We start from the raw sequence: 13,133 nt of genomic DNA, 5'->3' as shown, positions 1-13,133 counted from the left end.
GCCGGGTCCGCGGCGGCGGTCAGCCGGCCGGCTGGCGCGGCCGTGCGCCGCCGTCGGAGGCGGGTGCCTCGCGGGCGACGATGAGGCGGTCGGCGCTGCGGATCGGGCCGATCTGCGGGTCGCAGTAGCGCAACGGGCGCCCGTCGCGCACCACGGCGAGCAGGGGTTCGCGGACGTGCTCCGTGCCCTTGCCGACCTCGGTCGCGTCCGGCGCCCGCTCGGCCACCTCCAGGCCGAGCCCCACCGACAGCAGATCCTCCAGCACCGTCCCGACGGCCGGGCTGAGCGCGGCCACACCGAGCAGGTGGCCGGCCGTCTCGGAGGACGTGATGACGTTGTCCGCCCCGCCCTCGCGCAGCAGCGGGACGTTCTCCGAGCGGTTGACGGAGGCGGTGATGACCGCGGACGGGTTCATCCGGCGGGCGGTGAGCGCGGCCAGCACGGCCGTGTCGTCCCGCGACGTGGCGATCAGCACGTGCCGGGCCTTGCCGAGTTCCGCCCGCGCCAGGACGTCGCTGCCGGTGCCGTCGCCGACGATCCCGACCAGGCCGTGCCGGTTGGCGTCGCCCACCGCCGCCGGGTCGAGGTCGATCGCGACGATGCGGCGCGGCCGGCCACCACGCGCCCGCAGGGTCGCGACGGCCGCGCGTCCCGTGGTCCCGTAGCCGATGACGACGGTGTGGTCGTGCACCTTGCGCCTCCAGGACTGCTCGCGCCACTCGCGGCGGGTGCGCTCGGTCAGCGCGCGGAAGGTGGTGCCGACCAGGACCAGCAGGAAGCCGAGCCGCAGCGGCGTGATCACCAGCGTGTTGACCAGGCGGGCCCGCCCGCTCACCGGCACGACGTCGCCGTAGCCGATGGTGGTCAGCGTCACCACCGCGTAGTAGAAGCTGGTCAGCCAGTTGACCGGCCGCCCGGTGGAGTCGCTGTAGCCGGCGCGTCCGACGTAGACCACGCAGGCGGCCACCACGATGAGGGCCAGCGCCACGGCCAGCCGGCCGAGGATGGTCCGCACCGGCCCGCGCACGCGGTACGGCATGCGCACCCATGCCCGTGCCTCTCCCTCCCCGTAGTCGCCGTCCACCGCCTCCGCCACGTCCCGAGTGTCCCCGAGCGCCCGGGCGGCGGCGACCGCACCCACCCACCTGGGTCAAGCGGGTCCGCCCGGTCCCGGCCAGGGGCCGTGACGACGAGCCGGGCCGTGGGGGAGGGGGAGCCGGGTCACCCCGCCCTGGTGAACGTCGACGGCGCGCCCGGGGCCTGCGAGCCCGCGCCGAGGTGCAGCTTCCCGCCGGCCATCGTCACCCGAGCTCCGTTGCCGTCTGCCGCAGCGTCGCCCGGGGACGGCTATCCCGAGGCGGCCGCCGTGCCGGTGGTCGTGAAGCGGCTGCGGAACTCGGTGGGGGTGGTGCCCAGATGGCGGGCGAAGACCCGTCGCAGGGTCTCGTCGCTGCCCAGGCCGCTGGCCTGCGCGGCCAGGGTGACGCTGTGCCCTTCGATGAGCAGCTGCTGCGCGCGGTCGAGGCGGACGCGTTCGAGCCAGCGTGCCGGTGTGGTGCCCAGCTCGGCGCGGAAGAGGCGGGTCAGATGGCGCGGGCTGACGGCCGCGCGGGCCGCCATCGCGTCCATCCCGTGGTCGGCGGCCGGATCGGAGAGCACCTCGGCGACCAGCGCACGCAGCAGGGTGCTGCGCGCGGGCGGGGTGTCCAGCGCGGTGGAGAACTGGGACTGCCCGCCGGGCCGCTGCATGAAGACCACCAGTTCGCGGGCGACCTCCCTGGCCACGCCGGCTCCGTGGTCCTCCTCCACCAGGGCGAGGGTCAGGTCGATCCCGGCGCTGATGCCCGCCGAGGTGACGTACCGTCCGTCGCGCACATGGATGGCGTCGGACTCCACGCGCACTCTCGGGTAGCGGCGGGCCAGCGTCCCGGCGTGGCGCCAGTGCGTCGTCGCGCGCCGGCCGTCCAGCAGGCTGAGTTCCGCGAGGACGAACGCGCCGGTGCATACCGAGGCGACCCGCTCGGCATGCCCGCTGAGCGTGGCGACCGCGTCCAGCAGCTCCCGCTCCACCGGCTGCCGGGCCAGGCGGTCACCGCCGGCGACCACGAGCGTGTGCAGCGGACCGGCCTCCGACGCGGGGACGGTCCCGCTCAGCGTGATCCCCGGGGACGTGGTGACCGGGCCGCCGCGCGGTGAGACCAGCAGGACCTCGTAGGGCGGAGCGAGGCGGCCCGCCTGGTGCAGCACCTCCGACGGGCCGGTGACGTCGAGCATCGTCACCCCGTCGAAGACCACGAAGGCGACCCTGCGGTGCGGTCCGGCCATCGCGGTCATGTCCGGATCTGTGGGGTGTGTGGCTGTGAGGACATGGCACCAGGGTAGGCCGTCCGACCACTGTGGAGGCACACCGCCAGACCGGCGAGCAGACGTGGAGGAACCATGAGCGAGACGATCGCGGACGTGCGCATTCCGGACAGCGCCCTGGCGAAGGAGGCAACCGAGCTGGTCCGGGAGGCCGCGTCGCCGCTGCTGTTCGACCACTCCCGGCGGGTCTACCTGTGGGGCTCGCTGCGGGGACGCGAGCAGGGTCTCGACTTCGACCCCGAACTGCTCTACGTGGGCGCGATGTTCCACGACCTCGGGCTCACCGAGCGGTTCCGCCGCACCGACCAGCGCTTCGAGATCGACGGCGCCGACGAGGCCCGGCGGTTCCTGCACGCCCACGGCGTCACCGGCGAGCCGGCGACGCGGGTGTGGACGGGCATCGCCCTGCACACCACCCCCGAGATCCCGCTGCACATGGCCCCGGAGATCGCCCTGGTCACCCGCGGCGTGGAGCTGGACGTCCTCGGCATCGGCTACGACGCCGTCGCGGCGGAGCAGCGCGCCGCCGTGGTGGCCGCCCACCCGCGCCCGGACTTCAAGAACCGGATCCTCGCCGCCTTCACCGAGGGCATCCAGGACCGCCCGGGCACGACCTTCGGCAACGTCAAGGCGGACGTGCTGGCGCACTTCGCGCCCGGCTTCGTACGCGGCGACTTCGTCGAGGTGATCAAGAACTCCGCCTGGCCGGAGTGACGCGGCCGGCCGCCCCGGCGCACCGCCGGCTCATCGACCCCCTTCCACCCAGCGAGCCCCTCCGGACAAGGACAAGGCGCACCATGGCAACCCAGGACGACCGGCGTTCCCCGCTCACCACCGAGACCGGCGCACCCGTCGGGGACAACCAGCACACCGAGACGGCGGGCCCGGGCGGGCCGCTGCTCGTGCAGGACCAGCAACTCTTCGAGAAACTCGCCCGGTTCAACCGCGAGCGGATCCCGGAGCGGATCGTGCACGCGCGGGGTGCCGGCGCGTACGGCACGTTCACCGCGACCCGCGACGTCAGCCGGTGGACCCGGGCCGCCTTCCTGTCCCGAGTGGGCAAGGAGACCGAGGTGTTCGCGCGCTTCTCCACCGTGGCGGGAAACCTGGGCGCGGCGGACGCGGTGCGCGACCCGCGCGGCTTCTCGCTCAAGTTCTACACCGAGGAGGGGAACTACGACCTCGTCGGCAACAACACGCCCGTCTTCTTCATCAAGGACCCGAGCAAGTTCCCCGACTTCATCCACACGCAGAAGCGCGACCCGTACACCGGGTCCCAGGAGCCGGACAACGTCTGGGACTTCTTCGGGCTGAGCCCGGAGACGACCCACCAGGTCGTCTGGCTCTTCGGCGACCGCGGCATCCCCGCCTCCTACCGCCACATGAACGGCTACGGCTCCCACACCTACCAGTGGAACAACGCGGCCGGCGAGGCGTTCTGGGTCAAGTACCACTTCACTACCGACCAGGGCATCGCGACCCTCACCTCCGAGGAGGCCGCCGTCCTCGCCGGCCGGGACCCCGACAGCCACCAGCGGGACCTGCGGGAGGCCATCGAGCGCGGTGAGTACCCGAGCTGGACGGTGCGGGTGCAGATCATCCCCGCCGCCGAGGCCGCGGGCATCCGCTTCAACCCGTTCGACCTGACCAAGGTCTGGCCGCACGCCGACCACCCGCTGATCGAGATCGGCCGCCTGGAACTGGACCGCAACCCCGAGAACGTCTTCGCCGAGGTCGAGCAGTCGGCGTTCTCTCCCGCGCACTTCGTGCCCGGCATCGGCCCGTCCCCGGACAAGATGCTCCAGGGCCGCCTCTTCGCGTACGGCGACGCGCACCGCTACCGGGTCGGCGTCAACGCCGACCAGCTCCCGGTCAACCGCCCCCACGCCACCGAGGCGCGCACCTACGGCCGCGACGGCCGCCTGTACGACGGACGCCACGCCGGCGCCGCGAACTACGAACCCAACAGCTCCGGTGGCCCCGCCGAGACCGGCCAGCCGCTGTGGGCGGCCACGCGGGTCTCCGGCCCCACCGGCAACCACGCCGCCCCGCCGCACCGCGAGGACGACGACTTCGTCCAGGCCGGGAACCTCTACCGGCTGATGCCGCCGGACGAGCAGGAGCGCCTGGTCACCAACCTGGCCGGCAGCATCGCGGCCGTCTCGGCCGACCGCGACGACATCGTCGAGCGGGCCGTCCGGAACTTCCGCCGCGCGGACGCCGGCCTCGGCGACCTCCTCGCGACAGCGGTGAAGCAGCGCCGCGGCCGGTAGCTCCACGCACCCGGCGGCGGAGCGTCGGCCGGCTCACTCGCCGAGGACCAGCCGCTCCAGCGCCGCCCGGGCCCGGGCGTCGGAGCCGGCGCGGGTGGCGACCGCGACCGCGAGGGTGCGGACCCACTCGTCGAGGGCCACCGGGCGGCGCGAGAGGACGACTCCGCGGACCTCCTTGCAGACCTGGCCCTTCGGGCGGCCGCCCGCCAGGTCGAGGACGAGGCGGTGCTCGTCGAGGACGACCTCGACCCGCTCGACCCGGCCCTCGCGGCCGGCGAGCCGGTCCGACATGCTGCGCTTGCGCACCACGGTGACGGAGTCCGGCGGCAGCGCCTCGGCCAGCGTCGTCGTCAGCACCTGGGCGTAGACGTCCAGATCCGCGGCGTCCCTGCGCAGCGCGGCGGTCAGCAGGTCGATCGAGGCGGCGTCCCCGCCGGCCTGGAACGCCGGGGGATCGTGGGGCGAGGTCATCGTGGCGTCTCCCGTGGGGTGGTTGCTCCGGGCTTGGCGGGCAGGGCGGTCAGCCGTCCAGGCTGAGGACCATCGCCGGGCGCTCGATGACATGGTCGTCACGCAGCGGCCGCACGGCGGTGCCGATCGCGAAGAACTCGGTGGTGTGCCCACCCCAGCGGTGGTTGTGGGCGTTGAGCTGCACGCCGACGACGCCCTCCGCCTGAAGCTCCTCCGCCTCGTGCTGCATCCGCTCCATCGCCAGCTCCCGCGCGTCGTACAGCGCCTGCGTGAACTGCTCGATCTCCACGTTCTGGCCGATGTTGGACAGCATCTGCCCCATGCGCCGGTGCGCGATGTGGTAGACGCAGGTGCCCATCACCATGCCCAGCGGGGCGTACCCGGCGCGGATCAGCGTCCAGAAGTCCTGGCCGTTGAGGTCGGAGGTGAACGGCTGGCCCTTGCGGTTGCGCCAGCTGCCGCCGTTGCCGCCCGGCGCCGGGTGGTCGGCCTTGACCGCCGTCCCGATCGCGATGAACTCCGCGATGTCGTTGCCGAACTCGCGGGCCTCCACGCTCAGCCGGACGCCGACGATGCCGTCCGCGCCCAGCTGCGCCGCCTCCGCCTCCATGCGGGTCATCGCCAACTCGCGGGCGTGGTACATCGCCTGGCTGAGCGTGGTCAGCTCCTGGTTCTTCCCCCAGCGGCCCAGCTGGATGCCCACGTGGTAGATCGAGCTGCCCAGGACGAGGCCGATGGGCCGGAAGCCCGCCTCGCGCACGAGCAGGAACTCGTTGACCGACAGGTCGCTGGTGAAGATCGACCCCGGCCGGCCCGGCTGGAGTTCGGCCAGCCGCCGCATCGCGTCGGCCGGCACGCCCTGGGCCGGCACGCCGTCGGACGTGCCGTCCGCGGAGTTGAAGACGGTCATGAACGGGTTCCCCTCATCGGATGTCGGTTCCGGTACGGCGTGTGGTGCGCCCGCGTCCTCGCGGGCCGAGCGGCATCACGGTGAGGGCGCGCGGCGGCTCCTCGCGCACCGTGAAGCGGGCGACGCTGGTGCCCACCAGCGTCGCCTCGGCCACGTGGTCCTCCTGGTCGTTGTTGTTGCTGCGGATGCAGGACTCCTTCCACACCCGGAAGCTGCCGGCGGACAGCACCACGCCGTCCCCGCCCCGCCGCCCGCCCTGCGCCGCCAGCGCGGCCCGGGCGTCGGCACGCACGTCGTGGACGAGCTCGCTCCAGCCGCCGACCTCGGTGTTGCGCCACGAGGTGCGCTGCATGCGGGTGCGGTAGTCGTCGTGCCGCACGCCGATGGACATCCCGTACAGCAGCTCGACGGGGACCCACCCGGCGGTCACCAGCTTCGCGAAGCCCTGGCCGTCGAGGTGGCAGGTGAACGGCCACGGCGCCCGCACGGTGCCGGCCGCGCGGACCGCGGTCCCGATGACCTGGAACTCGAAGCAGTTGGACTGCGCCACGAAGGGGGCCACCGTCAGCCGCGCCGCGACCACGCCGTCCCCGCCAAGGGCCGAGCACTCCGCGGTCATCCGCCCGAGGGCCGAACGGCGCGCCTCGTCGAGCACGGTGACCAGCCCGGCCGAGGGCGCGCCGCGCCCCGAGAGGGCGACCGGGGCGCCGCTGCCGGTGCCGAACAGGCCGGACCTGAACTGGCAGTCGTGATAGCCCCAGTACCGGCCGGAGCGCCCCACATGGTAGACCGCCGAGCCCATGACCTGGCCCACCGGGTCGAAGCCCACGGCGCGCAACGCGGCGAACTCGCCGGTGGAGAGCGCCGAGGACCACGTGCCGCTGCTCCGCGCCTCCGCGGTGCGCGCGGCTGCCATCGGAGGCAGCCCCGCCCCGTTCCATTCCCCGCTCACGGCCCCCACTTCCCGCCGCGCCCCGACCGAGGACGCAGCGGCCGGATTCTACGCCCGGCCCTCGGGCCGCTTCCTGCGGCGCCCCGCACCGGCGGCGCCGCCGGCCCCGGTCCCGGCGGCCGAGCCGTTCGCCGACCCCGCTCCGCCGCCGCTCCTGCGGCGCCCGGCACCGGTGCCCGCACCGGCCGAGCCGTTCGCCGAACCGGTCCCGCCGCCGCTCCTGCGGCGCCCCGCACCGGCGGCCCCGCCGGCCCCGGTCCCGGCGGCCGAGCCGTTCGCCGACCCCGCCCCGCCACCGCTCCTGCGGCGCGGGCCGGAACGGCGGGCGGGCCTGGCACCGGGCTTGCGCTCCGGTCCGGCCGCCGCCGGGGCGGCCGGCTGCGGCACCTCGATCGTGACGGGCACGCCCGACGGTTCGCGGGCGCCGGTGATCGTCGCCAGCTCCGGGTCGCCCGAGGTGATCCGGGCGGTCCGCGGCCGGATGCCCGCGTGCGTCATCAGCCGGCTGAACTCCCGCTTCTGGTCCGGCAGGACCAGCGTGACCACGCTGCCTGACCCGCCGGCGCGGGCCGTGCGGCCGCCCCGGTGGAGGTAGTCCTTGTGGTCCGTGGGCGGATCGACGTTCACGACCAGGTCGAGGTCGTCGACGTGTATGCCCCGGGCCGCGACGTTCGTCGCCACCAGCGCGGTGACCTGGCCGCTCTTGAACTGCTCCAGGGTGCGGTTGCGCTGCGGCTGGGAGCGGCCCCCGTGCAGCGCGGCCGCGCGGACACCGACGGCCAGCAGCCGCTTGGCGAGCCGGTCGGCGGACCTCTTGGTGTCGAGGAAGAGGATCACCCGGCCGTCGCGGGCGGCGATGTACGCGGTGACCTGCTTCTTGTCGGTCTCGTCCTGGACGTGGAGCACGTGGTGCTCCATGGTGGTGACCGCTCCGGCGGACGGGTCCACGGAGTGCACCACGGGGTCGGACAGGAACCGCTGCACCAGGCGGTCGATGTTGTGGTCCAGGGTGGCCGAGAAGAGCATGCGCTGGCCGTCCGGCCGCACCTGCTGGATCAGCCGGGTGATCTGCGGCAGGAAGCCCATGTCGGTCATCTGGTCGGCCTCGTCCAGCACCGTGATGCGCACGTCGCCGAGCACGCAGTCCCCGCGGTCCACGAGGTCGTTGAGCCGGCCGGGGCTCGCCACGACCACCTCGACGCCGCGCCGGAGCGTCGCGGCCTGCTTGGTGATCGACAGTCCGCCGACCACGGTCGCCATCCGGAGGTTCACCGCCGTCGCATAGGGCGTCAGCGCGTCCGTCACCTGCTGGGCGAGTTCACGGGTGGGGACCAGCACCAGGGCCAGGGGCGCCTTGGGCTGCGCGCGCAGCCCGGCGGTGCGGGCCAGCAGCGCGAGCCCGAAAGCGAGGGTCTTGCCGGAGCCGGTGCGTCCGCGTCCCAGCAGGTCACGGCCGGCCAGCGAGTTCGGCAGTGTGGCGGCCTGGATGGGGAACGGTGTCGTCACGCCCTGGGCGGTGAGGGTCGCGACCAGCGCCGCGGGCATGTCCAGGGCGGCGAAGTCCGCCACGGCGGGAAGCGCGGGCGTCGTGCTCTCCGGCAGCCGGAATTCCCGGGGCGACGACGGGGACGGTGAGGGTGACGCGGCGCGCCGGTTCGGCTTCTGGGGCCTGCGGGACATGCGGCTTTCTGCCTTCCTGGATACAGCACAAACCGGGGTCTGCACCGTGCGGTGCGGACCCCGGTGAGTGACGAGGCGTCCTGCGATCAGGCGGGGACGATGTTCTCCGCCTGCGGGCCCTTCTGGCCCTGCGTGACGTCGAAGGAGACCCGCTGGCCCTCCTGGAGCTCACGGAATCCCTGGGTCGCGATGTTCGAGTAGTGGGCGAAGACGTCCGGGCCGCCGCCGTCCTGCTCGATGAATCCGAAACCCTTTTCGGAGTTGAACCACTTCACGGTTCCCTGTGCCATGACAATTCTCTTTCTGTAAGGCAGAGGGACCCATCCGGAGATGCCGGAAAACAAATAATGCGCCTGGACGAAACATTCCCGTCAGGCGCACATAGGTTCATGGGTACCACAACTGCAACACCAGAGAATCTAGCACAGTCCCGCCCTGCGGCGCGCGTCGACAACACGATGGGACGACCCGCGGACGACTGTTGACGCCGCCGGACCGGGGAGCGATAGTGGGCGGTCACACGCGGCGTGTCACTCAGCGTTATCAACACGAGTAGATACGTCGCCGTCGTCAATCAACACGAGTAGATAGCGCCATGGCGCTGGAGGAGGGCCTGGGATGCGGAACGGCCAGGTGGTGGTCGTCGGCTCGGCGAACTGGGACAGGACGGTCGTGGCCGGCCGCCTGCCGCTGCCCGGCGAGACCGTGCTCGGGCGGTCGGTGCAGGCCGGGGCGGGCGGCAAGGGCGCCAACCAGGCCGTGGCCGCCGCCCGGGCCGGAGCCCGCTGCCGCCTGGTGGCCACGGTCGGTGACGACACCGAGGGCCGGGAACTGCGCCGGCGGCTGGACGAGGCCGGCGTCGACACCGATGTCGTGCGGTCGGACCCGGCACGGCCGACGGGCGCGGCCCTGGTCACCGTCGACGACGGCGGGGAGAACACCATCGTCGTCGTCCCGGGAGCCAACGCCGCCACCGACGCCACCGCCGTCCGCGCGGCGGCCCCGCTGCTGCGCGGCGCGGACGTGGTGGTCGCCCAGGCGGAGATCCCCGCGGCCGCGATCGAGGAGGCGGTCCTGGCCGGAGCGCGGCTGTTCGTCCTCAACCTCGCCCCCTACACCCCGCTCGCGCGCGGCGCCCTGGAACGCGTCGACGTCCTGGTCGTCAACGCCACCGAGGCCGGGCAGGTGCTGGGCGCGCAACCGCCGGCCGGTGTCGCCGAGGCGCTGGCGGCGGCCGACCGGCTGGCCGGCCTCGCCCGGTCGGCGGTGATCACCCTCGGCGGTCTGGGGGCGGTCGTGTCGGCCGGCCCGCAGGGCGGCGGCGCACGGCACGTGCCCGCCCCCCGGCCCGCGCGGGTCGTCGACACCACGGGCGCCGGCGACGCGTTCGTGGGCGTGCTCGCCGCGCGGCTCGCCGCCGGCGAGGACCTGCCGCAAGCCGTGTCCGCCGGAGTACGGGCGGCCACCCTCAGCGTCGCCACTCCCGGAGCGGCCTCGTCCTACCCGGACTTCACCGCCCTGCCCGAGCCCGGATCCGAGCCCGGATCCGAGCCCGAGTCCTCGTCCGAGTCCTCGCCGCAGCCCGGGCAGCACGGCGGGCCGCGCGGCGCCGGCGGGCTCCCGCAGGGCGCCGCCCGCCACGTCCCGGCCGCGGCGGCGGCCGGGGGCAGCCCCCGACCGCCGCACGAGGCCGGTCGCCGTACTGGAGGTGCGCACGCATGACCACCGACGCACAGGCCCCGCAGGCCGGCGGGCGGCGCGAGTCCCGGCCCGGCGAGCCCGGCGCCGCACCCGCGCGCCGCGGGATCCCCGACGCCCCGCGGGTCGCCACCCGCGCCGATGTGGCACGCCTGGCCGGCTGCTCCAGCGCGGTCGTCAGCTACGTCGTCAACGGCGGCCCCCGCTCGGTGGCGCCGGCGACCCGCGAGCGGGTCCTCGCGGCGATCGACGAGCTGGGCTACCGGCCCAACGCCGTGGCCCGGGCCCTGCGCAAGCGGGCCACCTCCACGATCGCGCTGCTCGTCCCCGACATCTCCAACCCGTTCTTCGCCGACTTCGCGCGGGCCGTCCAGGACGCGGCCTTCGACCGCGGCAAGGTGCTGCTGATGGGCGACTCCGGCGGCAACGTCCTGCGCGAGGAGGCGTACCTGGAGCGGTTCGTCGACGAGCAGGTCGAGGGGATCGTGGTGATCGGCGCCAGCCGCGCCTCGGTGCTGCGGGCCGTCGGCGCCTCGCCGGTGCGCGCCGTGGCGCTGGACCGGCCGCTTCACGGCGCCGGCATCCCCTTCGTGGGCATCGACAACCAGCGGGCCGCGTTCGAGGCGACCCGGCACCTGCTCGACCACGGCCACCGCCGCGTCGCCTGCCTGGCGGGACCCGACGACCAGTCCAACGCCACGGCCCGGTTGGCCGGCTGGGCGCAGGCCCTGCACGGAGCGGGGGTCGCGGCGGGGCCCGACCTGGTCGGCGTCCACCCGTTCTCCGCCGAGGGCGGCGAGGCCGGCGGGCGGGCGCTGCTGGACGTCCCCGCCGACCGGCGCCCCACCGCGGTCTTCGTCAGCAGCGACTCGCAGGCCGAGGGGCTGCTCGCGGTGGCCCGCCGGATGGGCCTGTCGATCCCCGAGGACCTGGCCGTGTTCGGCTTCGACGGCACGCGGCGCAGCGTCTACTCCGAGCCGGCGATGTCCGTGGTGGAACAGCCGGTACGGGCCGCGGCCGCCGCGGCCGTCGACCTGCTTCAGAACCCGCCCCCCGCCGGTGCCCCGCTCGAGCACCGCATCCTCGACTTCTCCCTGGTCCTGCGCCGCTCGTGCGGCTGCACCGGCCGCACCCCGTCCCCCGAACCGCTCGCGCCGGCGAACGAAGGAGTTCACCCATGAGCCAGACCGACCATCCCGCCCCCGCCATACGGCAGGTGGAGCGCAACGGCGTCAACCCCGTCCCCGACGGTGAACGCCACGGCACCCCGCGCAGCCTGTTCGGCGTGTGGTTCTCCTGGAACGTCTCGATCCTCGGCGTCAGCTACGGCATCTACGTCTTCGGTGTCGGCCTCAACGCCTGGCAGGCGGTCCTGGCCGGGCTGCTGGGATACGCGCTGTCGGCCGTCCTCGTCGGCATCCTCGCCGTCGGCGGGCCCCGCACCGGACTGCCGACCCTGACGCAGACCCGCGTCGCCTTCGGCTTCCACGGCAACAAGTTCCCCACGTTCTTCGCCTACCTGTCGAACGTGGGCTGGAAGGTCACCATCATCACGCTGGCCTCCACCACCGGGGCCGACCTCTTCGCGCGGCTGTGGCCGGGCGCGTTCGCCGACTCCCACGGCAAGGGGACGACGGCCGGCGTGGTGGTGTGGTTCGTGGTGGTGCTGCTGGTGACCGTCACCGTCGCCGTCCTCGGCCACGCCGTGATCGTGCGGGTGGAGCGGTGGATCGCCTGGCTGACCTCCGTGATGACGGTGGTCTTCATCGGCCTGATGATCCCGCACATCCACTGGAGCCGGATCGGTGACGCCCCCGCCGGATCGTTCGGCCAGTTCGTCGGCGGCATGATCCTGGCGTTGACGTTGGTCGGTATCGGGTTCCTCAACTACGGCGGCGACTTCGCCCGCTACCTGCCGCGCCGCACGCCGGCGCCCGGCGTCGTGGGCTGGACCGCGGGCGGCATCACCCTGCCCGTCGCCGTGCTGCTGATCCTGGGCGTGCTGCTCGTCGCCGGCGACCCCCAGCTCGGCTCCGCCGCCGCGGCCGACCCGGTGGGGGCGCTGACCGCGCTGCTGCCGATGTGGTTCTTCGTCCCGTTCAGCATCGTCATCGTCATCTCGCTGGTGGCCGCCGCGATCACCGGCCTGTACTCCTCCGGCCTGGCGCTGCTGGCGCTCGGCGTCCCGGTGTCGCGGGTGGGCACCACCGTCATCAACATGGTCGTGATCTCGGCCGGTGCCTTCTACCTGCTGTTCATCTCCACCTCCTTCCTCGCCACCTTCCAGGCGTTCCTGGCACTGATCGCCGTGGTCATGGGCACCATGGGCGGCATCCAGCTGCTCGACTTCATCCGCCAGCGCCGCCTGGGATGGCCGGTCTCGCAGGCCATGCCCGCCGGGCAGGGCGGCCGCAACGGCCGCTGGACGGCACTGCTCTCGCTGCTCGTGGCCACCGTCATCGGCCTGGGCATGGTGACCTCCTCCGACCCGAACATCGCCAAGGCCGTCGGCTTCCTGCTGAGCGACGACGAGAAGAAGGGCGTCATCGGGACCACCAACGTGGGCGTGCTCGTCGCGATGGCCGTCGGAGCGGCCCTGTACGCGCTGCTCACCTTCGTGCTGAAGCTCGACCCGAGCCGCCGGACCGCGCTCGGCGGCACGGCGCCCGCCGCCGGCGACCGGCAGGCCGCCGGGACCGAGCACGGCGGCCGCTCCACGCGGACGCCGGCCTGAGACCGGCCGAGCCCCCGGCACCGCACCCCAGCCCTCCCACCCACAGGACGC

At 73.9% G+C, this 13,133-nt stretch carries 12 protein-coding genes; 5 read left to right on the top strand and 7 right to left on the bottom strand.

Going from position 1 to position 13,133, the window contains the following annotated elements; all coding sequences use genetic code 11:
• Positions 1-19: 19 nt before the first annotated feature.
• Both ACH4TG_RS14810 and ACH4TG_RS14805 read right to left on the bottom strand, forming a co-directional pair.
• Entirely contained in the window at positions 20-1,096 is a 1,077-nt protein-coding gene (locus tag ACH4TG_RS14810) for a potassium channel family protein (protein ID WP_398242642.1), read from the bottom strand.
• Positions 1,097-1,347: 251 nt separating this feature from the next.
• On the bottom strand, positions 1,348-2,334 hold the full coding sequence (locus ACH4TG_RS14805) for a GlxA family transcriptional regulator (RefSeq protein ID WP_398242641.1): 987 nt from the start codon (positions 2,332-2,334) through the stop codon (positions 1,348-1,350).
• A gap of 105 nt (positions 2,335-2,439) precedes the next feature.
• On the opposite strand from ACH4TG_RS14805, the gene ACH4TG_RS14800 reads away from it, so the two are divergent.
• Positions 2,440-3,078 (top strand): HD domain-containing protein, encoded by a 639-nt coding sequence (locus ACH4TG_RS14800; protein ID WP_398242640.1) that lies wholly within the window; start codon positions 2,440-2,442, stop codon positions 3,076-3,078.
• An 83-nt stretch (positions 3,079-3,161) separates the two neighbouring features.
• The gene (locus ACH4TG_RS14795; RefSeq protein ID WP_398242639.1) at positions 3,162-4,637 is read left to right on the top strand and encodes a catalase; all 1,476 of its coding nucleotides are present in this window, start codon (positions 3,162-3,164) and stop codon (positions 4,635-4,637) included.
• Between the two features lie 33 nt (positions 4,638-4,670).
• Here ACH4TG_RS14795 and ACH4TG_RS14790 read toward each other — a convergent pair whose 3' ends face one another.
• The 5 genes from ACH4TG_RS14790 to ACH4TG_RS14770 all read right to left on the bottom strand — a co-directional run bounded on the left by ACH4TG_RS14790 (position 4,671) and on the right by ACH4TG_RS14770 (position 8,940).
• A complete protein-coding gene (locus tag ACH4TG_RS14790) occupies positions 4,671-5,108 on the bottom strand; it encodes a hypothetical protein (RefSeq protein WP_398242638.1) in 438 nt (145 codons plus the stop codon).
• A gap of 49 nt (positions 5,109-5,157) precedes the next feature.
• Complete coding sequence (locus ACH4TG_RS14785) at positions 5,158-6,018, bottom strand: heavy metal-binding domain-containing protein (RefSeq protein WP_398242637.1); 861 nt, start codon at positions 6,016-6,018, stop codon at positions 5,158-5,160.
• A 13-nt stretch (positions 6,019-6,031) separates the two neighbouring features.
• A complete protein-coding gene (locus tag ACH4TG_RS14780) occupies positions 6,032-6,934 on the bottom strand; it encodes a heavy metal-binding domain-containing protein (protein WP_398242636.1) in 903 nt (300 codons plus the stop codon).
• 84 nt (positions 6,935-7,018) lie between these two features.
• Entirely contained in the window at positions 7,019-8,650 is a 1,632-nt protein-coding gene (locus tag ACH4TG_RS14775; protein ID WP_398242635.1) for a DEAD/DEAH box helicase, read from the bottom strand.
• 86 nt (positions 8,651-8,736) lie between these two features.
• Positions 8,737-8,940: a cold-shock protein gene (locus ACH4TG_RS14770; protein WP_007502648.1), complete on the bottom strand. Its 204-nt coding sequence runs from the start codon at positions 8,938-8,940 to the stop codon at positions 8,737-8,739.
• A 328-nt stretch (positions 8,941-9,268) separates the two neighbouring features.
• Between ACH4TG_RS14770 and ACH4TG_RS14765 the strand changes: the two genes are divergently transcribed.
• Genes ACH4TG_RS14765 through ACH4TG_RS14755 form a run of 3 tightly spaced genes read left to right on the top strand, consistent with a single transcriptional unit; the run spans position 9,269 to position 13,082 of the window.
• Positions 9,269-10,372: a ribokinase gene (locus ACH4TG_RS14765; protein ID WP_398242634.1), complete on the top strand. Its 1,104-nt coding sequence runs from the start codon at positions 9,269-9,271 to the stop codon at positions 10,370-10,372.
• A complete protein-coding gene (locus tag ACH4TG_RS14760; RefSeq protein WP_398242633.1) occupies positions 10,369-11,529 on the top strand; it encodes a LacI family DNA-binding transcriptional regulator in 1,161 nt (386 codons plus the stop codon). The genes ACH4TG_RS14765 and ACH4TG_RS14760 overlap by 4 nt, the downstream gene beginning before the upstream one ends.
• Entirely contained in the window at positions 11,526-13,082 is a 1,557-nt protein-coding gene (locus ACH4TG_RS14755; protein ID WP_398242632.1) for a purine-cytosine permease family protein, read from the top strand. Before ACH4TG_RS14760 ends, ACH4TG_RS14755 begins: the two co-directional genes overlap by 4 nt.
• Positions 13,083-13,133: the final 51 nt, after the last annotated feature.

Source organism: Streptomyces sp. NPDC020917 (assembly GCF_044333795.1).
Taxonomy (GTDB): domain Bacteria; phylum Actinomycetota; class Actinomycetes; order Streptomycetales; family Streptomycetaceae; genus Actinacidiphila.
This window is presented reverse-complemented; position numbering and strand designations above follow the sequence as displayed.

What these genes read in the sequence shown, in the direction of transcription:
- ACH4TG_RS14805 (WP_398242641.1), bottom strand. Translation starts at nt 2,334, where the DNA reads ATGACCGCGATGGCCGGACCGCACCGCAGGGTCGCCTTCGTGGTCTTC.
- ACH4TG_RS14800 (WP_398242640.1), top strand. Translation starts at nt 2,440, where the DNA reads ATGAGCGAGACGATCGCGGACGTGCGCATTCCGGACAGCGCCCTGGCG.
- ACH4TG_RS14795 (WP_398242639.1), top strand. Translation starts at nt 3,162, where the DNA reads ATGGCAACCCAGGACGACCGGCGTTCCCCGCTCACCACCGAGACCGGC.
- ACH4TG_RS14790 (WP_398242638.1), bottom strand. Translation starts at nt 5,108, where the DNA reads ATGACCTCGCCCCACGATCCCCCGGCGTTCCAGGCCGGCGGGGACGCC.
- ACH4TG_RS14785 (WP_398242637.1), bottom strand. Translation starts at nt 6,018, where the DNA reads ATGACCGTCTTCAACTCCGCGGACGGCACGTCCGACGGCGTGCCGGCC.
- ACH4TG_RS14780 (WP_398242636.1), bottom strand. Translation starts at nt 6,934, where the DNA reads ATGGCAGCCGCGCGCACCGCGGAGGCGCGGAGCAGCGGCACGTGGTCC.
- ACH4TG_RS14775 (WP_398242635.1), bottom strand. Translation starts at nt 8,650, where the DNA reads ATGTCCCGCAGGCCCCAGAAGCCGAACCGGCGCGCCGCGTCACCCTCA.
- ACH4TG_RS14770 (WP_007502648.1), bottom strand. Translation starts at nt 8,940, where the DNA reads ATGGCACAGGGAACCGTGAAGTGGTTCAACTCCGAAAAGGGTTTCGGA.
- ACH4TG_RS14765 (WP_398242634.1), top strand. Translation starts at nt 9,269, where the DNA reads ATGCGGAACGGCCAGGTGGTGGTCGTCGGCTCGGCGAACTGGGACAGG.
- ACH4TG_RS14760 (WP_398242633.1), top strand. Translation starts at nt 10,369, where the DNA reads ATGACCACCGACGCACAGGCCCCGCAGGCCGGCGGGCGGCGCGAGTCC.
- ACH4TG_RS14755 (WP_398242632.1), top strand. Translation starts at nt 11,526, where the DNA reads ATGAGCCAGACCGACCATCCCGCCCCCGCCATACGGCAGGTGGAGCGC.